This window comes from Myxacorys almedinensis A (assembly GCF_010091945.1).
Taxonomy (GTDB): Bacteria; Cyanobacteriota; Cyanobacteriia; order Leptolyngbyales; family Leptolyngbyaceae; genus Myxacorys; species Myxacorys almedinensis.
Map to the genome: position 1 here is coordinate 1 of NZ_WVIE01000004.1, position 20,548 is coordinate 20,548.

Here is a 20,548-nt window from a genome sequence, read left to right on the forward strand (position 1 = left end):
TCTAAGTGGGAAGCCCCCCTCAAGATGAGTACTCCCATGGAGTTAATCCAGTAAGGTCACGGGCAGAACACCCGTTGATAGGTCTTAGATGGAAGCTCAGTAATGAGTGCAGTCGAGAGATACTAATAGACCGAGGGCTTGACCTCATCGTGGCGATGATGCAGGGGTGATATTGACATTGCTTTGCTTGCTCTATGCAGCCTTCAAGGTTCTAAGTCGGGTGACTTGGGGCGACTAGAGGGATTTCCTGGTGGTTTTGGCGGTTTGGCTCCACCCTCATCCATCCCGAACTGAGGTGTGAAACAAATCTGCGGCGACGATAGTGGGAGGGTTGCTTCCTGTCAAAATAGCGCGCTGCCAGGTCGATTATGTTACCCATGGGTCTGATTGGTCTCACCAGTCAGACCCATCTGTATAGGGGCAGGCTCTAGTTGCTCGCATGTACTCCATCCCTACTCCTTCAGCGGCAGGGCTGATTTTGCGTGGGTGAAGCATCAGTCCCATGCGAGTTTGGCTTTACTATGGGTGTCGCACCGACTGTTCAGTCAACTTCAGGTATGTAGAATTCGTTTGTGAGCAACCGTCAATTGACGTTTTGCGACGACTGATGCATGGGTCAAATTACAGCGTTTACATCTTGTACTCAAATCTGGCAAAGTTGCCTTGGTAAAGTACTGTTAGGCACAACGCGCAACTTTAATTAAATAGTCAAGCCATTAAGTTTGAGGGCAAGTCGCAGCCGAACGGAAAACTGCTTCAACGCAAAATAGCAGTATCAACTTAATGCTTTGGAACGTTAGTTTGCATAACATTACAGTCTGTAGAAGAGACGTTAGACCGCTACTCGATAAGATGGAGCAGATGAGCACGATCGCACGTTCTAGGATAGGAACTGAGTGTCTAAACTGTGATTTAGGCGTACAGTAAACGTTTATCCCCATCTTTCCTTGAAGCACATCGCGGAGATTTGAAGCTCGAATGGCAGTCTTACACGGTAGCTGGTTGTTTCCTGAGCATGACACAATTGAGCAGAGGGGAAGTTTGTTTCTGTGGGGCGAAACTTGGCGTCGGTTAGATGAGCCAATTGAGCAGGAGCCAACCACTGTTTTAATGCATCCCTACGCGATGAATCCGGGAGAGCTACTGGAGTTTTTGAAACCGCTTCATTGCTCTCACCGACTCAAGCTTCCAGCATTAGAGTTAACTGGTCAAGACGCTCCAAAACGAGGACGAAAGAAAGCGATCGCAACCCCTTCGGGACACGGCAAAGCACCCGATGCGTGGCAAGGGCGCGTGGTTGCGTTGCCAACGGGCGATGATGGGGTTCCCGTGCTGTCTGCCTCTGAGCTTTTATCGACCGTTACACTGCATCCTTGGCGTATTCAAGGGCTTTGTTTGCCGCCGATGGAAGCGTTTCAGTTTTTGAATTCACTGCCGTTGGGGTTGCCGACGGGAGAAGATGCATTCCTAGGCGGCGCGTTGCGTTTTTGGTCTCATGTGGCACGGTGGACATTGGATTTGTTGGCGCGATCGAAGTTTTTGCCGGGACTTGCGATTTACGATGATCACGCAGTGGCACGGTGGGAAGTGTTGCTCGATAGCTCGACTGATCAAGCCCGACTCAGACAGTTTATTCGACACATGCCGTCGGTGTGTCGTACTTATCAGCCGGAGCATGAAGCCCTTGCAATTCAACTGCCACCAGAGCCTAAAGCACTGCTCCTGCATTTTCTCAATCAGATAATGGATGAGCAGATCCGAGTGTCTGCAACGACCTACCCGTTGCCCAATGGTAATGCTGCGCTAAAACCTTGGCTGCAAGGGTTGAGCCAATCGACAACCCAGCGCGATCGCTCTATTGCAGACCTGTTAGACACAGACTGGTTAAAGGGTGTGCTAACAACGTGGAAAACTCCGATCAGCAGTTATCAAACTGATCAATTTCGCACTTGTTTTCATTTAGCGCCGCCGATTCAGAATCAGCGAACCTGGATTTTAGAGTATTACTTACAAGCGGTGGATGATCCGGATTTTGTGGTGAGTGCGCCAATTATTTGGCAAAACCCGGTCGAACATTTGGTCTATGCAGGTCGGAGGATTGATCGTCCGCAAGAGACGTTGTTGATGGGGTTGGGCTTAGCGTCGCGTTTGTATCCTTTAATTGAGCCGAGTTTAGACAATGTGCGCCCTCAATCGTGCCAGCTTGATCCGGTGCAAGCCTACGATTTTATTATGAATGCGGCATGGCGGCTGCAAGATAGCGGCTTGGGCGTGATTTTGCCTCCGAGTTTGGCAGGGCGCGGCGGGTGGGCAAATCGGCTGGGGCTGAAGATTAGAGCATCAACGCCAACCAAGCGCAAAACAGATCGATTGGGATTGCAAAGTCTGCTCAATTTTGAGTGGGAATTATCGATCGGGGGACACAGTTTATCAAAGGCGCAGTTCGATCGATTGGTCGCGCAAAATATGCCGTTGGTCGAGATCAATGGCGAATGGGTGGAACTGCGATCGCAAGATATTCGATCTGCCCAATCGTTTTTCACGGCTCGTAAAGATCAAACTACGCTGTCGTTAGACGATGCCTTGCGGATCAGCACGGGCGATACGCAAACGATGGAGAAGCTTCCTGTAGTTAGTTTTGAAGCCTCTGGAGCGTTGCATGAGTTAGTGACAGCGCTAACGGGAAACCAAACACTAGAGGAATTGCCAACGCCAATAGAGTTTCAGGGTGAGTTAAGACCCTATCAATCGCGGGGAGTTGCCTGGTTAGCCTTTCTTGAGAAGTGGGGCTTGGGGGCTTGTCTTGCCGATGATATGGGACTTGGCAAAACGATCCAGTTCATTGCCTTCTTGTTGCACTTAAAACAACAGAATCTATTAGAACGCCCGATTCTGTTAGTGTGTCCGACCTCTGTGTTAGGAAACTGGGAACGGGAAGTGAAAAAGTTTGCGCCGACGCTAAGTGCGATCGTGCATCATGGCGATAAGCGTCTTCAGGGACACGCCTTTGCAAAAGCGGCACAGAAAAATCATCTCATCATCACGAGTTATGCCTTGCTGCATCGCGATCTCAAGTCGTTGACGAGTGTGGGTTGGCAAGGCGTGGTTTTAGACGAAGCGCAAAATATTAAAAACCCAGAGGCAAAGCAATCGCAAGCGGTGAGGCAATTTGAAGCAGAATTTCGGATTGCATTGACTGGAACGCCAGTAGAGAATCGGCTGTCGGAACTGTGGTCGATTTTAGATTTTCTCAATCCGGGTTATTTGGGTCCGAGAAATTTCTTTCAGCGCCGGTTTGCGATTCCGATCGAGCGCTATGGCGATGTCACGTCATTGCAAACCTTACGATCGCTGGTGCAACCCTTCATCTTGCGGCGACTCAAGAGCGATCGCACGATCATTCAAGACTTGCCAGAAAAACAGGAAATGACCGTCTTCTGCGGATTATCGGCAGAGCAAGCCGCGTTGTATCAAGCGATCGTTGATCGATCGTTAGAAGAAATCGAGGCGGCTCAAGGCATTCAGCGTAAAGGAATCATTCTGGCGCTGCTGACAAAATTAAAGCAAGTTTGCAATCATCCAGTGTTGGTCAATGCTGAAAACAGCCAAGCGTCAACCCGATCGTTTCGCAGTCAGTCAGCAAAGCTGCAACGATTGGAAGAGATGTTAGATGAGGCGGTGGCAGAGGGCGATCGCGCGATCGTATTCACCCAGTTTGCGGAATGGGGCAAGCTCCTTAAATCGCACCTAGAAGAGCAGTTAGAGCGAGAAGTTCTATATTTGTATGGCGGCACGTCCAAGAAACAGCGAGAAGCGATGATCGATCGGTTTCAACACGATCCGCAAGCACCGCGAATCTTCTTGTTATCGTTGAAAGCAGGAGGCGTCGGATTGAACCTAACTCGCGCGAATCATGTGTTTCATTTTGACCGGTGGTGGAATCCGGCGGTGGAAAATCAGGCTAGCGATCGCGTCTTTCGGATCGGGCAAACCCGCAATGTGCAGATCCACAAATTTGTCTGTACTGGAACGCTAGAAGAACGGATTCACGAGATGATCGAGAGCAAGAAAGCGTTAGCGGAACAGGTTGTCGGAACGGGTGAAAACTGGTTAACTGAACTAAATACCGATCAATTGCGAAATTTATTGATCCTCGATCGCAGCGCTGTTATTGAAGAATAGCATTGAGTATACCAAACCTATTAACAGTTGTGTTACCGCATTTATTGATTACTTCTAAAATCAATATTACCTTAACTGATATCGACTTTCACAAAATGCACTTTTCCCCCTTATTGTTTTCCTATGTCTGACTCTTACTCTCAACCCAGCCGCGAATGGTGGGCACAACGTTGGATCGATGTTCTCGAATCATTTGGCTGGATTCGACGCTTAGCCAGAGCGCGAACCTACGCCAGAGAAGGCAATGTCTTAAGTCTTGAGTTTGACGGCGCGAAGGTACACGCAGAAGTGCAGGGCACGGCTCCCGAACCTTACCAAGTGTCTCTGTCGCTCGACCCGTTTAGCGATGAGCAGTGGAGCTACATTGTTGAATCGATGGCAGAACGAGCAATTTTCTCTGCAAAACTCTTGGCAGGAGAAATGCCGCAAAATATTGAAGATGTGTTTACAGCAAATGGATTGAGCCTATTTCCGTTTAACAAGTTTGATATTCACAGTCGATGTTCGTGTCCTGATCCGGCAAATCCTTGTAAACACATTGGAGCGGTGTATTACTTGCTGGGCGATCGCTTTAGCGAAGATCCGTTTGTGCTGTTCCAATTGCGAGGACGCACGAAAGAACAAATTATTGCAGATTTGCGCCAGATTCGGGGAACCGGAGACACCATTAGCATGACGGGCGATACCGAAGGGATTGCACCATCAGAAACTGTCGAAGACCTTGCCAGCGCTCAGCCCCCTCGACCGACGCCCTTGAACTGCGATCCAAGGGACTTTGCTGAGCAAGATCCTTTAGAGTCTGGTAGAGCCACTCGCTTTTGGGATTACCAAGAACAGCTAGAGCCATCCCTAATTGTGATCACGCCTCCACCTACAAGCGAGACAATTTTAGATGTCTTAGGATCGATTCCGTTCAAATCTGATGCATCAGAAAACCAAGCCGTTATGGAGTATCTGAGAACAATTTATCAAGCTGCAAGTATGCAGGCAGTGCAAACAGCAATGTCAACAGAAATATGAGTGATTGAATCGAAAGTTGTCAACAGAAATAGAGTTGCTTTAAGTGAAAACTGTTCGCAAGCCAAATCAACGGTCGTTGAGCCTGAACCCCTCAAACCCCTGCAATCATTCCACCTAGCAAAACGAAGCCAATCCACACGTTTTGTTTGAAAAACTGGGCATAGACGGGGTGAGGAACGATCGGACGAGATAATTTGAAGTATTGCCATGCCCATCCCATCATCGCGATGCCTAAACTGAGCCAAAATGTCCAACCAAGTTCCATTACAAACCCTAACTGAGCCAAAACTATCCCTGTGCCCACGTAAAACGCCGCGATCGCATGAGACACATACTTTCCAAAAAATAGCGCGCTCGATTTAACCCCAATGCGCCGATCATCCTCGCGATCGCTCATCGCATACACTGTGTCAAATCCCAACGTCCACAACACGGTTGCCCCCCAAAGCAACCACGTTTCTTGCCCTAAACATGCCGTCGTCGCCGTTCCAGAACAACTTACCGCACTCCAGCTAATGAGAACCGCAAATCCCCACGCGATCGACAGCACAAGCTGAGGAACCGGAAACACCCGCTTTGCGCCTGGATACAGCACAATCACCGGAACGGCTGCTACGCATAACCAGAACGTGAGCGGATTGAGAAATAGCGCCAACCCTGCCGCACATAGCAGAGAAACAAATCCCACCGCAATTCCGACTTTGATCGAAAGTGCACGAGAGGCTAAGGGGCGATCGCGAGTCCGCTCTACCTGCGGATCAATGTTGCGATCCCACAGATCGTTTGCCACACACCCCGCCGCGCTCGTTGCCAAGCTTCCTAGCACAATCACACCCACCAATACCCCAGGAGGCGTTCCCCGTGCCGCTAGAAAAACTGCCCACAGCGCCGGAATCATCAAAATCAAGCGTCCTTCAGGTTTGTGCCAGCGCAATAGCCGTACAACGATTCGCCAAGTGGGTTCGGGGGTGGTCAACATAGGGATGAAGAACGGTAAATTTAAAGAGTCTCTAATCTAAGAATCTAGCGGTTTTTGTTTGAGATTCGGTCTATTTTCCGGAATTCCAGTAAAAACTGTTTTAGAACCTCTTAAGATTATTTTGTCTGTTTGCAATGCCCGGATGCTTCACCAAGACCTTCTGGAGAAGAGTGATGGGTCTCTCAACGATTGTAGAGTGTTCCATTCAGTCGCATCCGAGTGTGCCATGGTTACTTCATCCTCTGAACCCCAAAATAGCGTGATCAGTCTGCCGACATTGCTTTTGCGCCAAGATCGCATCCTCGCGGCGATCGACGTCGGCACCAACTCTATTCATATGGTCGTTGCTCAAATTCAGCCAGAGCTTCCGGCGTTTTCTATTATTGCCAGAGAGAAAGCCACCGTTCGGTTAGGAGACTTTTGTGAGCAAACTGGGCGCTTGACAGAAGCGGCGATGGAACGTGCGATCGCGGCTCTCAAACGCTGTCAAGAGGTTGCCAAAAGCCTCAATGCAGAGCAAACGATCGCTGTGGCAACAAGCGCCGTCCGGGAAGCCCCGAATGGACGCGACTTTCTGCAACGAGTCGAAGACGAATTGGGACTGATTATCAATCTGGTTTCGGGCATAGAAGAAGCCCGACGCATTTATCTGGGTGTGCTGTCTGGAATGAACTTCCAGAGCAAGCCTCACATCATTATTGACATTGGCGGCGGTTCCACCGAATTGATTTTAGGCGATGGTCACGAACCCCGCACCCTTAGCAGCACTAAAGTTGGGGCTGTTCGACTCACGGCTGAGAAAATCACAACCGACCCCATCAGCAACAGCGAGTTTCAGACCTTGCAAGCCTATATTCGAGGAATGTTTGAGCGCTCGGTAGACGAGCTTAAAGCCCACCTAGAGCCATCCGACCATCCTCGCATGATTGGCACATCGGGCACGATTGAAACGCTGGCAGTGCTTCACGCCCGTGAAAAGTTTGGAACGGTACCCGCGCCGCTCAACGGCTACGAAATGTCTCAAAAAGATGTGCGCGAGTGGGTCAGTCGGTTCAAGAAAATGAGCTTTTCAGAGCGGTTAGAGGTTCCTGGGTTGTCTGAGCGCCGAGCGGAGATTATTTTGGCGGGGGCATTGATTTTGCTAGAAGCGATGACAATGCTCAAAATCGATTCGATTATGATTTGTGAGCGATCGCTGCGCGAGGGCGTTGTGGTTGATTGGATGCTGACCCACGGTCTGATTGAAGATCGATTGCGCTATCAAAGCTCGGTGCGCCAGCGCAATGTGCTGAATGTCGCGCAGAAATATCAGGTGAATTTGGAACACAGTCAACGGGTCGCAGAGTTTGCTCTCAGCTTGTTTGATCAAACTCAGGGGAGTTTGCACGACTGGACAAGCGATGAACGAGATTTGTTGTGGGCAGCCGCAATTTTGCACAACTGCGGGCATCATGTGAGCCATTCTGCCCACCACAAGCACTCTTACTATCTCATTCGCAATTCAGAATTGCTGGGATATACCGAGATTGAAATTGAAGCGATCGCAAACCTGGCTCGCTATCATCGCAAAAATAGTCCTAAGAAGCGCCACGAGAACTATCGCAGTCTCACCAGTAAACGCCATCGCCGTATGGTAGAACAACTCCATCCGTTGTTGCGCTTGGCGGTTGCCTTGGATCGCCGTCAGATTGGGGCAATTCAGTCTGTCCAGTGTGAATATTTGTCCGAGCAGCGAGAGCTTCGGTTGCGAATACACCCAGCAGATGCTTCCGACGATTGTGCCCTCGAATTGTGGAGTCTAGAGTATAAAAAAAGCAGTATGGAGACAGAGTATGGTATCAAAATCGTTCCGATTCTGCAACCTACTTCTACTAAGCTAGCTTAATTATCTCAGGGTTTGATGACGCCGCGATCGCGCTTACATTTAAGGCAAGTGTTGCGGTCTAAATCTAATCAATGGTAAACCGCGGCGCTCATGCTTTTACCAATGCTACGAGTAGCTGTCGAGTAGTAAGACAGAAAAAAAACCATGATTGGCTATGAAACGCTGGTAACAATGCTAGAGTAGTCGCTAATTCTAAATATTACAAACAGTAGGTTTGTTAATGATTGAAGGAAGAGAACTTTAGCTTCCTCTTCCTAAATGACACAGCATGTCTGAGGGGGTTGCTCAAAGACACTGACCGACAAACGCTCACCACACAACTGACCATTTATAATCCAAACTGTATGTCAGTGGATTGGGCAACTGAATCCTATTGAATCAAAATCAGCGATCGCATGCCAGCATTAAACCGTAAAAATACGGTGTCTTCACAGACAATAACTATGAATTCACACTGATTTTTATAAGTAAGATCTATCACTTCAGTAACAATACGGTGATAACAAGGATATCATTCGATTGAGCCATGAAAAGAGCTTGAGGGCGCAGGAAAACATTAGTTCTCTATGATGTGCCTGCTCAAGCACACAACTACCAGAGCGTTAGCTAAACCAACTTTACTTAATCTTTACAGCAAGCAATTTTTGATATAGTTTATTTGTTCTATCTTCACCTCAAACGCTGGAAACGGCATCTCAAAAACGTGATCTCAAACTCAAAAAACTAATGATCTCTCTAAAATTGTATTTTTTCAATAAAATCTCCGTGTAAGCACTGGCTTTTGCCATCCCATTTTTGCTAATCAATAGAATGACCACAGGCACAGCGCAGGTAAAGTCTAGCCGCCAAAGCAGGTTTATCTCGCTGCTCAATCAGCGCTACAAGCGCAATTTTAAAGATGTATCAAATGACATCAGGGCCGAACCTTAGAGGGCTGGGGATCGTATTCGAGCAAGTACCACATTTTATACAAGGTAACAGAAATGGCGTGCAGAGTCGCTTATCTTCAATATCTGAATCAATACTTAAAGGGGTTCAATCCTCCAGAGTTCGTATCATATCGTTTGCGGCGGTAAGGCATGGTGCAAAATAAACTGCCCCAATGATCCACTGCCAGACCCCAAAAGGAACAACCAGTCAGCTTCGGCATAGCCTGACTTCCCAAACGCTTGTCTAATAGACAATCTAAGTTTTTTCGCGGTTTAAAAAAAGAGATTAGAGTGCCAAGATGAAGCAAAATCAGCACTCTACCGTAGTCTGTGAAGGTCTTTTGAAGACAGTGCCATCTGCCCCGCTCTGTCTCCAATCCAACTTTGTGTTCCCTACTCCATTACTCTGTGAAGCCCATGTGAGCATGACTTGCCCAATCATCTGGAACTGGCTAAACTGACACAGCATTTTGAGATAACTCAACGATTCTGCACAGCAGTAAAGCCAAGCCAGCGTACATCGAAAAGAGCGATCAAAACTTATGAAAGTAGCAATTCTTGCAGGGGGTTTGGGTTCCCGCTTAGCGGAAGAAACCGAAATCAAACCGAAGCCAATGGTGGAAATCGGTGGACGCCCGATTTTATGGCACATCATGATGCACTATGCCACTTACGGCTACAACGACTTTGCGATCGCGCTTGGTTACAAAGCCGAGTACATCAAAAAGTATATGGTTGACTACTGCTCTCTTAGTAGTAATCTGACTGTCAATCTAAAAACCGGAAAAATTGATCAACATGGAGGGTCTAGACCTGATTGGACGATCGATCTCGTCGATACCGGACTGAAAACTCAGACAGGCGGACGCATTAAGCAGCTTGCGCCCTACATGAACAACGAGACGTTCATGCTGACATGGGGAGACGGCGTATCTGATGTCAATCTCCACGAGCTTCTGGCGTTCCATCGCTCTCATGGCAAGCTCGCCACCCTCACTGCTGTTCGTCCCCCGGCAAGATTTGGTCATCTCCAGCTAGATGATGACCAAATTGTCGAGTTTTCTGAAAAGCCTCAGATCGGCGAGGGCTGGATTAACGGCGCATTTTTCGTTTTAGAACCTGAAATCTTTGACTATATTGATGGCGACCTGACGCACTGGGAGAAAGAACCCCTAGAGCGCCTCGCCAGAGATGGACAACTGATGGCCTACAAGCACAATTCCTTCTGGCAGTGCATGGACACCATTCGTGAAAAGAAGATCTTAGAAAGCCTCTGGGAAAGCGGCAAAGCACCTTGGAAAACGTGGGAGGATTACAATGCGAGTATTATTAACGGGACATCGGGGCTACATCGGAACAGTATTGACGCCAATGCTCTTAGCAGCAGGGCATGAAGTTGTCGGATTTGATAGCGATTTGTATCGACGGTGTTCCTTTGGAGAGGGAATCAGCGAGATCCCATGGATTGAGAAAGATATCCGAGATGCCGAAGCCTCTGATGTAGAAGGATTTGACGCAATTCTTCACTTAGCTGGTCTCTCTAACGATCCCCTGGGCGATCTCAATCCCGATCTCACCTACGACATCAACTTCAAAGCCTCGCTCCGGCTCGCAGAACTTGCAAAACAAGGGGGGGTAGAGCGTTTCATTTTCTCGTCGTCGTGCAGCAATTATGGTGCGGCAGGCGATACACCCGTGAACGAAACCTCGGAATTCAATCCAGTAACGCCTTACGGCTCTTCTAAAGCCATGACTGAGGTTGAAGTTGCCAAACTTGCAGATGATGCGTTCAGTCCTACGTTCCTTCGCAGTGCCACGGCTTATGGTGTATCACCGCGCCTGAGGTTTGACCTGGTGTTGAACAATTTAGTCGCTTGGGCATACACAACCGGAAAAGTTCATATCAAAAGCGATGGCACTCCTTGGCGTCCGATCGTTCACATTGAAGACATCTCCCGTGCTTTCTTAGCGGTGCTGCACGCGCCTCGGGAGGCAGTCCACAATGAAGCGTTTAATGTAGGGCGCACCAGCGAAAATTACCGGATTCGCGAAATTGCTGAAATTGTGAAGGACACGGTTCCTGGCTGTGAAATTGAGTTTGCAGAAGATGCCGGCCCTGACAAGCGCTGCTATCGCGTCGATTGCGACAAGATCGCTCGCGTCTTACCGGAATTTCAACCGCAGTGGACGACCAAGAAAGGTGCTGAGCAACTGTACAACACCTACAAAAAGATTGGTTTGTCCCTCGATGAGTTTGAGGGTGAGCGCTACAAGCGCATTGCCCACATCAAATATCTCATTGGCGACGGCTTGCTAGATACCAACCTCCGTTGGCAACAGGTAACGTTGACCTCTGCTGGCACAGGCTTGTAGGTGCATCTCCACCCTATCCCTTAATACTATGAGTGACTGGAAAATTTCCGCGTGCCGCTCCTGCGGCAATCCTGACCTAAAGGTTCTGATCGATTTTGGGGATACGCCTTTGGCTGATGCGCTGGTGACAGAAGCCAAACTCGGGGAGCCAGAAATCTTTGCACGGCTCGATCTTGCTGTTTGTCCTGAATGCTCTCTTGCACAGATTACGGAGACCGTTCCCCCAGAAATTTTGTTTTGTCGAGACTATCCGTATTTCTCCTCGGTGTCCGCCGCCCTGCTCGAACACTTTGGCGGGAGTGCGCGATCGCTGATCCAAACCCGTCAACTCAATAGCAATAGCCTCGTCATTGAAGCGGCTAGCAATGACGGTTACATGCTCAAAAACTTCGTTGATCAAGGCATTCCGGTTTTAGGAATTGACCCAGCCGAAGGACCAGCAAAGTCTGCCCTGGAAAAAGGCGTTCCAACGTTGAACACCTTCTTTGGAAGTGACCTAGCAAAGCAACTGCGATCGCAAGGCAAACAAGCCGATGTCTTTCTAGCAAATAATGTTCTCGCTCACGTTGCCGATCTCAATGGCTTTGTCGATGGCATTCGCACTCTCCTCAAAGACACAGGCGTTGCTGTCATTGAGTGTCCTTACGTCGTCGATCTTGTCGATCATGGCGAATTTGACACGATTTATCACCAACACCTCTGCTACTTCTCTGTGACTGCGCTAGACAAGCTGTTCCGTCGGCATGGCTTGTATCTCAACGATGTCAAGCGGACAGCAATTCACGGTGGATCTCTGCGTTTGTTTGTCGAACCCGTTGAAGCCGTCCACGATTCTGTCAAAGTGCTGTTGGAAGAAGAAGCAAACCGCAAAGTTGATCGCGTCGATTACTACCTCGATTTTGCCGATCGGGTCGAATCGATTAAGCGCGATTTACTGGCAATTTTGCATGATCTCAAGGGTCAAGGAAAGCGGATCGCAGCTTACGGAGCGGCGGCAAAAGCAACAACACTTTTGAGCTACATTAGCATCGATACGTCACTCGTAGACTATGTAGTAGACCTCAATACATTTAAACAAGGTCGCTATATGGGTGGGAATCACTTGCCGATTCATCCTCCTACAAAGCTCCTTGACGATCGCCCCGATTACGTCCTGATATTAGCGTGGAATTTTGCAGACGAAATTATGAAGCAGCAAGATGCCTATCGTCAGCAAGGCGGTCAGTTTATCATTCCTATTCCAACTCCTCAGATTGTTTAGTTTCCCGATTTATAGGCTTGCATAGCAGTGGTAAGAGTAGCTTTGCTCTTACCATTTTTTTAGCATTCATCCTAGCATTGACTTTAATTTCAGAAACCGCTTGATTTGACCTTGCGTTCCGATTAGCAGATTGCTACGCTGCACCATTATGGTTTTGCTCATAGCCGAGAAGACAGAATTTAGAATCTTGTCAATTTGAAGAAACTTAAGATTAACTATGAAGACTGCGTGAAAACACTTGCTACCCGTTTTAAGGACAGGATAATGTTTTGGAGTAGCAAGAAGCACAGGAAATAACAGCCTTACGACTGTTGACACAATGCTTCCATACTTTATTCACTATGGAATCAACTAATTAAAAGGGGCATCGGTCAAGTAGAAGGGGGAAATAATCCGTATTTTTTATACGCCAGAGCAGGTCTAAACATCGTAATTTACGGAGATTCCTAACTTCTTCATGCCCCAGTGATGGTTTAGAGGGTAATAACGCCAATTACTTAGTCGAGAAGCTATGTTCTCGCCTACTAAGTGGGATCTGTTTCATACCGTCTAACTTTCCGATGAGCGACCCATCACAGCCACCTAGCCATACCTACCCTAATTGTTCTGAGGAGAACCTTTGATGCATACGGTTTACGTTGATTCTGCGGTTAACGATCAAGTGAGAAGAGAACGGCTTTACGACGGTCAAATCTTTGTGTTTACGCCTCGTCCCAGTACGATCGCGCTGATTCAACATGCTCGCAAAATGATTGAAACAGCCTTTGGCAAGCTTGATCCTCGCGACGCCCAGTTTCATATGTCTGTCGAAGAGTATGTATCGATCGTGGCTCCTCTCAAGCCTCAATTTATCCATCACCCAGAAACTAAGGGACTGATTCAGGATATTTTGCGGGATTTCTCCTGTGATCTAGAGCAAACTTATCTAGATGTTCCTCGCTTAAGAATGGTGACATCCAACGGTTACCTCACCAGTGGAGTTGGCTACGCCCATCACCCCCACCGCGACACCTGGTATTCTGCGCCCATGTGTCAACTAAATTGGTGGCTACCGATTTACGAGATTGAGACTGAGTGTTCAATGGCATTCCACCCCCGCTACTGGAGCCAAGGCGTTAGGAACGAATCCAGCAGCTTCAACTACTACGAGTGGAACAAAACTGGACGCAAGAGCGCTGCACAGCACATCAAATCCGACACTCGCAAGCAGCCCCACGCGGTTGAAGAGATTGAACTAAATCCTCAAATTCGCGTCGTGTGCCCAGCCGGTGGAATTGTCTTGTTTGCAGGCGCTCAACTGCACTCTACTGTGCCCAACACCTCTGGGTTTACCCGCTATAGCATTGATTTTAGAACGGTTCACCTCGATGAAGTGAGATCGATGGGGGGTGCGCCGAATGTCGATTCTGAATCCACTGGAACTTCACTAAGAGATTTTATGCGGGGCAGCGATCTCACGCGGTTACCAGAAGAGATTGTGGCTCAATACGATAAAGGTGATCCAGCCGATGAGGGGTTGATTTTCAAACCTGACTCGTTAGGCGATGTTGACGAACGCGAACTGTCAGTCGTGTCATAGTGTTTTAAGTGCTTCTCGTTACGTCGCAGGGGAAGCACTTAAACATAGTTGTTGCTTTGGCTAGAGAAACCCATTGTTTACCCTTTTTAAGGACCTCCTATGAATCAGCCATCTACACTTGGGCAAAAAATTCCAACCGGAACCCGTCTTGTGTCCTACGAGTGTCCAAGCTGTGGACATCACGAGTCAGCCGTGTTCTATGAAGTTCGTAATGTTCCGGTACACAGTTGTTTGATGATGCCCAGCTATCAGGAAGCGGTGGACTTCCCCTGCGGTGATGTTGTGTTGGGATTTTGCCCAAATTGTGGCTTTGTGACCAACGTCGAGTTTGATGCTAAAAACTCGGATTATTCACCTATCTACGAAGATCAGCAAAGTTTCTCACCGACGTTTAACTCGTTTGCTTACAAGCTGGCAACTCGTCTCATTGAAAAGTACGACTTGCGGAATAAGAAGATCGTTGAGATCGGATGCAGTAAGGGCGATTTTCTGCTGTTGATGTGTGAACTAGGGAATAACTATGGTGTTGGAATTGACCCCAGCGCGATCGTAGGTCGAGTTGAAAGTGAAGCCGCCGATCGCGTGATGTTCATTCAAGATTACTACTCGGAAAAATATTCAGAACACACGGGCGAGTTTATCTGCTGCCGTCACACGCTCGAACACATTCACCAAACCGCAGAATTGGTTCGCACCGTCCGGCGTTCCGTGGGCGATCGCCTTGATACCGTCATCTTCTTTGAAATTCCTGACATGGGGCGGGTTCTCACCGAGCAAGCCTTTGAAGATATTTACTACGAACACTGCTCTTATTTCACGCCAGGATCGTTAGCGCGGTTGTTCCGTCAAGAAGGCTTTGAAGTGCTTAATGTGTATCTAGACTACGGCGATCAGTATTTGATGATTGAAGCGCGTCCTGTTGCGACCCCATCGACCAAGATTCACCCAGCCGAAGAAAGCGTCGAGCAATTGGTGAAGGATGTTGAGCTATTTGCGTCCAAAATTGGGGACAAGTTGGGCTACTGGAAGCAGCATTTGGAGACGATGAAAGCGGACGGCAGAAAAGTTGCAGTTTGGGGTTCTGGCTCAAAATGCGTCGCGTTCCTCACCACGTTGGGAACCAAAGACCTGATTGATTGGGTTGTCGATATTAACCCCCACCGTCACGGTCGATTTATTCCAGGGGTGGGTCAAGAGATTCGTTCTCCTGAATCGCTCAAGGATTACCAGCCTGATGAAGTGATCGTCATGAACGCCATCTACTGCAACGAAATTCAAAAAATGCTGGATGACATGGGCGTGACAACGAAAGTGGTCGCCATTTAAAGCATTGGGTTTGGCAGGAGGCGTCAGACAATCCCGCCTCCAACCCCTCAGTTGACTTGAGTGAAGCAAATGTCAGGGATAGTCATGTACGATTATGCAATTGTTGGGGGCGGAATTGTTGGCTTATCGACTGCTGTTGCCCTCGGAAAACGATACCCGAATGCCAAAGTCTTGCTGTTAGAAAAAGAAGGTCAATGGGCATTTCATCAAACTGGAAATAACAGTGGTGTAATCCATTCGGGAATTTATTATAAGCCAGGAAGTTTTAAGGCAAAATTTTGTCGGGATGGTAGCCGCTCGATCGTCCAGTTCTGTCAAGAGCATGGGTTAGAGCACGAAATATGTGGCAAAGTAATTGTCGCGACCAAGCCCGCAGAACTTCCTTTACTAGACAACATTTATCAACGGGGTTTAGACAACGGCTTGAAGGTTGAGAAGATTTCTGCCCAAGCGGTGAACGAAATCGAACCTCATGTTCGTTGTCTCGCTGGAGTTAGGGTTTACTCGACTGGCATCGTTAGTTATAAACAGGTTTGTCAAAAGTATGCCGAAATCGCTGCCAGCCAAGGAGCCGATTTGCGGCTGAGTACTCGCGTTGAATCTTGTATCCGAACAACTGAAGGATATGAAATTGCAACGAGCCGTGGCAGTTTTACAGCACGATTTTTGATTAACTGTGCGGGATTGCACTGCGATCGCGTTGCCAAACTCGCGGCTGCCACACCTCCTGCCAAAATTGTCCCCTTCCGAGGTGAATACTACGAACTCACTCCCGAAAAACGTTACCTCGTTAAGGGTCTGATTTATCCGGTTCCCAATCCAAATTTTCCCTTCTTGGGCGTTCACTTCACTCGCATGATTGATGGAACCGTTCACGCTGGTCCTAACGCGGTGCTGAGTTTCAAGCGAGAAGGCTATCGCAAAACAGATTTTAATCTGCGCGACTTTACCGAAGTAATGACCTATCCAGGCTTCTGGAAACTGATGTCAAAACACGCCGATCAAGGCATTCAGGAGATGATTCGCTCGTTGTTTAAGGCGGCATTCGTTCGCAGTTTGCAAGAGCTAATTCCCGAAGTGCAATCCGCCGATCTGGTTCCAACTCATGCCGGTGTCAGAGCGCAAGCCCTGTTACCCGATGGCAAATTGGTCGATGACTTTTTGATCGAGCGAGAACACCATGCGCTTCATGTGTACAATGCTCCTTCCCCTGCGGCAACATCATCGTTAGAAATTGGTAGTGCGATCGCCGCCCAGGTTCCAGACTTGCAGACGAGCCAGATTGCTCTCAATTCATAAATCACTGCTTTCGCTAGCTGACTCAGGAGCTACTCATGGCAACTCAAAAGCCTTTTCGCCGACACTCTACTGCTAATCCTGCCCTGAGACCCTGGGCAAACCGCATCATCGGTGGTGCAGTTTTTATCATTTTGATCGCAACGCTGGCACCCTTTGAGTTCATTTCTGAAGGAGTGACGCCTACGGGCGCAATTCGCGAGTTTTTTGCCCACCCCAGCGATTGGAACGACCTGATTGGAAACGTCCTCTTGTTTATGCCTTTAGGCTTTGGGATCGCCCTACGGGTTCAATCCCACGGGATGAAACTCTGGAGGGGGCTAGTCATTGCCGCGATCGCTAGCACGCTTCTATCGTTGAGCGTTGAGGTGTCGCAAGTGTTTTTGCCCTCTCGCAGCCCAAGTTGGATTGATATCTCAACCAATACCACGGGTGGGTTTTGCGGTGCATTGAGCTACCTTGCGCTGGCTGCTATTGCACCCAATTACCTCCAGTTATTCGACAAACGGGTCAAACGAGTTCTTAGCGTTCAAAATCTAGCGGTCGCCCTCATTACGTGGGTGTTGTTGATGGGGCTAATTTCCCTGTCGCTTCAGCAAGCTGCTCAGTTAAGTAATTGGAGTTCTGACTTTCCTCTTTCAATAGGGAACGAGAAAACAGGCGATCGTCCTTGGAACGGAAGAATTTCTAAGGTAGAAATTAGCGATCGTGCTCTTTCTGAAGCAGAAATTACCCAAGTGTTTCAAGGGAACTTACTGCTGCAACCCGGATTAGTGGCAGCCTATGACCTGACTACAGCCACGAACGGTGTGTTAAGCGAAGTGGAGGATCGCACCGGCACTCTGCCAAACTTAGTTGCCCAAAGAAACGCAGTGCGTGCATCAACCAGAGGCGCGATTGTGTCAGGCGAACAGTGGCTTGAAACGGCTCAACCTGCTGCCGCACTGTCCGAGCGATTGCAGAAGTCATCTGAATTTACAATTAGTGCGATCGCAGCAACCTCAGATCTCAATCAAGCTGGACCTGCCCGCATCTTATCGTTCTCCAAAGATCCCCTCCAACGTAATTTCACCCTAGGTCAAGAAAACAAGCAGCTTATTTTTCGATTAAGAACTCCCATCACAGGAGAAAACGGAGTCTATACAGCACTGATCGTGCCCAATATTTTTCAAGACTTAGAACTTCATCATTTTCTCCTGACTTACCATCAGAATATGCTTCGTCTCTATGTAGACAATCCTGAGACTATCTACAGTTTAGAACTAACACCCGAAATCACGTTATTTCGATATCTATTCCCGTTTGAAGGGCGGATTCTACAGCTTACAGATTTCAGCGTTTCTGTACATAAGCTGATGTTTTACGCCGTTTTTTTCGTACCGTTGGGCTTGCTTCTAGCCCTTATTTCAGCAAAGTTCAAAGAGCAGGTTCAATTTGATATCCTGCTAGTCATAACTGGGATAATTATTCCTGCCCTGTTACTAGAACCTATCATCCGAAATGGTCAATTTCATATGCAAAATATGATATTTAGCATCGGCATAGCTGCCACAACAATGCTTTTGACTAAAGGTAGTATGACAGCATGGCTCTACTCGGAAGGTAAGAAATAGTCACTGTTATCTGAAGAAAGATTTGCCAAAGAGTTTCAGCGCCAAAATACCCTTTGTCATGTCTTTATTCTAATATTGGAACAGTGCTTGCAAAGCAGATTTACCCCATTTATGACATTAACATGGCGGGTCAATCGCCACCGTAAAATCTAACGATTTCTATGTCTGCCCATAGCCAGTTGTGAGCACATTAGGAGGTTACAAAGCACCCTGAAAATCTTTGGACTTTCGCTGTTGATGCACCTGAGGCAGTGCCCACCAAGGAGCATTCGGATATTCGTGATGCTCCAAATGATAGCCGAAGTGATAGCAACTGATAAACGACCAAAACGTAGACCAGTTTGTACTTTGGGCACGGCTGCTATTTTGATATCCTCCTTTAGGTTCACGATGGGGCAAATAGGTGCCAAAGAAAAACAATTGCATGGAACTTGCGATCGCAGGAGTAATCCAAAACCAGTTCAAGTTAGCCACAGGGATATGAAATAGACCCCGTAAGGTATGAAAAACAAGTACTAACCCAATTAGACGAGTCCAACTCCAATAATTGAACATAAATTGGAGGAACCAAGCTACTGGATTTTTGAACCGTCCATTATGAAAATCCGGATCACTTTCCGAGGCAGGATGCTGATGATGTAACCAGTGGCTTTTCAGTAAATTTTTATAAGAAAAAAGGGCATAACAGAAAATTGATATTGAACCAATTAGGCGATTGAGTTTAGGATTTTTTGGTGCGATCGCGCCATGCATAGCATCATGGGCATTGATAAAAAGCCCTGTATATAAGAACGTTTGCAGCGCAACCAAGGCAACGCGAGCCGCAATTGGCAAGGCGCTAATGTCAATTCGTAATAAGACAGACAGAGTAATTGCCCATGCTCCAAAAATACTAGTTGAGATAACAACACCCTTATCACCTTGGTCGCTGACTTCTTGCATTGAAATCAGATGAGGCTGAATTTTAGTTTGAGATTGTAAAAGCATTAGATGACCTTATCAAAAGCATTCTTGAGACTACGTTGATATCGACTTGAGGCAGCAAACTCATCGGTAGGTTGCGCTTCCTAACAGTCTATAAATTTAACTAATTGGCGCTCTCTTCCAGAGTGCTAACTTGAGTTCAAGTCAAAAGGATGAGCTTTTAACAAGCGATATACTACTTTTGAGTAGAAATAGGATCAGCCGCGCTTTTAGACAGGTTTCTCCACCTCAAAAACGACAAGTTCATAGAACAATATTCGCTGTTTAACACGAGAAATTTTGCATTTCTTGCTGCTCCATCAACGCTGCTGTTGATATGAAAACGCATTTCACCAACCTAATGTAATCAGTACAAAAGAATCTGAAGATGGCTAGACAAGAAGCATTGAATAATTATTTACGAATCTTAACATATATCTTAGTGCAGATTTTGCTTTGTCTGTTGTCAGGTTCTATGAGCAAGTTCTTGGTGTTCATAGCTTTATCAATCGTGCCCGCACACCTGCTGATGTAAAGTGCCAGGATTAGTGACAGAGGATTGAACAATTTAAAGCTTTTCTGCATACTGCTTGAGTTCCCATGCCATGCGTCGCATCCCTTTTTGCTCATCTTGGCGGATAAACGGCACAAAAAATTTGCAGAGGGAACCAGAAAAGTTTTCTTGGTAAACAAATTGGCTACGGTTTCGATCTAGGTCTTGAAGCTGCCAAATATGCTCGTTTTGGAAGCCTGGAATTGACGATACCCACCTTAGACAGGCTTCTGGCTGCACCAGCGTCACGAGCGGACGAAACTGAATTTCTTCTTCACCCGGAACTCGCAGCAGCGAGAGGGAGACTTCTTGCCCTGGAACAAAGGTCTGATGAGGGTTGCAGTCGTAAAGGAACGTGTTCCAGTACTTCCATCGTTCTTTTTGGGTCAAAATTTGCCAAACCCGCGATCGCGGCGCATGGATTTCGATTTCGGTGTAAAGACTCGGCATAAATTCGTGTGTCTAAGTACAGTTCTCTCAAATCGGATTCTCTAAAATAGGCGCGACAACTTATTTGCTATTGAACGATACTTTCTTCACTTCTTCCATGGGCAAACCAGAATTGCGCTCAAAATCGTTGAGATTTTTT

The 20,548-nt window shown here is 47.6% G+C and carries 13 protein-coding genes and 2 rRNA genes; 12 read left to right on the plus strand and 3 right to left on the minus strand.

Features of this window, described 5'->3' with window-relative positions:
• The 4 genes from GS601_RS04080 to GS601_RS04090 form a co-directional block, all read left to right on the plus strand.
• Window positions 1-146: ribosomal RNA gene (locus tag GS601_RS04080) — 23S ribosomal RNA — on the plus strand; the annotation flags it as partial.
• 100 nt (window positions 147-246) lie between these two features.
• Window positions 247-363, plus strand: a 5S ribosomal RNA gene (rrf, locus tag GS601_RS24035).
• A 615-nt stretch (window positions 364-978) separates the two neighbouring features.
• Complete coding sequence (locus GS601_RS04085; RefSeq protein ID WP_162422008.1) at window positions 979-4,182, plus strand: DEAD/DEAH box helicase; 3,204 nt, start codon at window positions 979-981, stop codon at window positions 4,180-4,182.
• Window positions 4,183-4,305: 123 nt separating this feature from the next.
• Window positions 4,306-5,202 carry an SWIM zinc finger family protein gene (locus tag GS601_RS04090; RefSeq protein WP_162422009.1) on the plus strand — a complete coding sequence of 299 codons (897 nt, stop codon included), beginning with the start codon at window positions 4,306-4,308 and terminating at the stop codon, window positions 5,200-5,202.
• Window positions 5,203-5,293: 91 nt separating this feature from the next.
• Here the strand turns inward: GS601_RS04090 and GS601_RS04095 are convergent, their stop codons facing one another.
• Entirely contained in the window at window positions 5,294-6,181 is an 888-nt protein-coding gene (locus tag GS601_RS04095; protein WP_162422010.1) for a 4-hydroxybenzoate solanesyltransferase, read from the minus strand.
• Between the two features lie 226 nt (window positions 6,182-6,407).
• Between GS601_RS04095 and GS601_RS04100 the strand changes: the two genes are divergently transcribed.
• The 8 genes from GS601_RS04100 (at window position 6,408) to GS601_RS04135 (ending at window position 18,443) form a co-directional block, all read left to right on the plus strand.
• Window positions 6,408-8,066 carry a Ppx/GppA phosphatase family protein gene (locus tag GS601_RS04100; RefSeq protein WP_162422011.1) on the plus strand — a complete coding sequence of 553 codons (1,659 nt, stop codon included), beginning with the start codon at window positions 6,408-6,410 and terminating at the stop codon, window positions 8,064-8,066.
• 1,471 nt (window positions 8,067-9,537) lie between these two features.
• Window positions 9,538-10,389, plus strand: a complete 852-nt coding sequence (gene rfbF / locus GS601_RS04105; RefSeq protein WP_162422012.1) for a glucose-1-phosphate cytidylyltransferase — start codon at window positions 9,538-9,540, stop codon at window positions 10,387-10,389.
• Window positions 10,313-11,368, plus strand: a complete 1,056-nt coding sequence (locus GS601_RS04110) for an NAD-dependent epimerase/dehydratase family protein (RefSeq protein WP_162422013.1) — start codon at window positions 10,313-10,315, stop codon at window positions 11,366-11,368. Before rfbF ends, GS601_RS04110 begins: the two co-directional genes overlap by 77 nt.
• A gap of 28 nt (window positions 11,369-11,396) precedes the next feature.
• Entirely contained in the window at window positions 11,397-12,629 is a 1,233-nt protein-coding gene (locus GS601_RS04115; RefSeq protein ID WP_162422014.1) for a class I SAM-dependent methyltransferase, read from the plus strand.
• Between the two features lie 622 nt (window positions 12,630-13,251).
• Entirely contained in the window at window positions 13,252-14,208 is a 957-nt protein-coding gene (locus GS601_RS04120) for a phytanoyl-CoA dioxygenase family protein (RefSeq protein ID WP_162422015.1), read from the plus strand.
• 99 nt (window positions 14,209-14,307) lie between these two features.
• The gene (locus GS601_RS04125; RefSeq protein WP_162422016.1) at window positions 14,308-15,534 is read left to right on the plus strand and encodes a class I SAM-dependent methyltransferase; all 1,227 of its coding nucleotides are present in this window, start codon (window positions 14,308-14,310) and stop codon (window positions 15,532-15,534) included.
• Window positions 15,535-15,618: 84 nt separating this feature from the next.
• Window positions 15,619-16,833 carry an L-2-hydroxyglutarate oxidase gene (gene lhgO, locus GS601_RS04130; RefSeq protein WP_162422017.1) on the plus strand — a complete coding sequence of 405 codons (1,215 nt, stop codon included), beginning with the start codon at window positions 15,619-15,621 and terminating at the stop codon, window positions 16,831-16,833.
• A 35-nt stretch (window positions 16,834-16,868) separates the two neighbouring features.
• The gene (locus GS601_RS04135; protein ID WP_162422018.1) at window positions 16,869-18,443 is read left to right on the plus strand and encodes a VanZ family protein; all 1,575 of its coding nucleotides are present in this window, start codon (window positions 16,869-16,871) and stop codon (window positions 18,441-18,443) included.
• A 198-nt stretch (window positions 18,444-18,641) separates the two neighbouring features.
• Here the strand turns inward: GS601_RS04135 and crtW are convergent, their stop codons facing one another.
• Both crtW and GS601_RS04150 read right to left on the minus strand, forming a co-directional pair.
• Window positions 18,642-19,430, minus strand: a complete 789-nt coding sequence (gene crtW / locus GS601_RS04140; protein WP_238393069.1) for a beta-carotene ketolase CrtW — start codon at window positions 19,428-19,430, stop codon at window positions 18,642-18,644.
• Window positions 19,431-19,974: 544 nt separating this feature from the next.
• Entirely contained in the window at window positions 19,975-20,409 is a 435-nt protein-coding gene (locus tag GS601_RS04150) for an SRPBCC domain-containing protein (RefSeq protein ID WP_162422019.1), read from the minus strand.
• Window positions 20,410-20,548 lie beyond the last annotated feature (139 nt).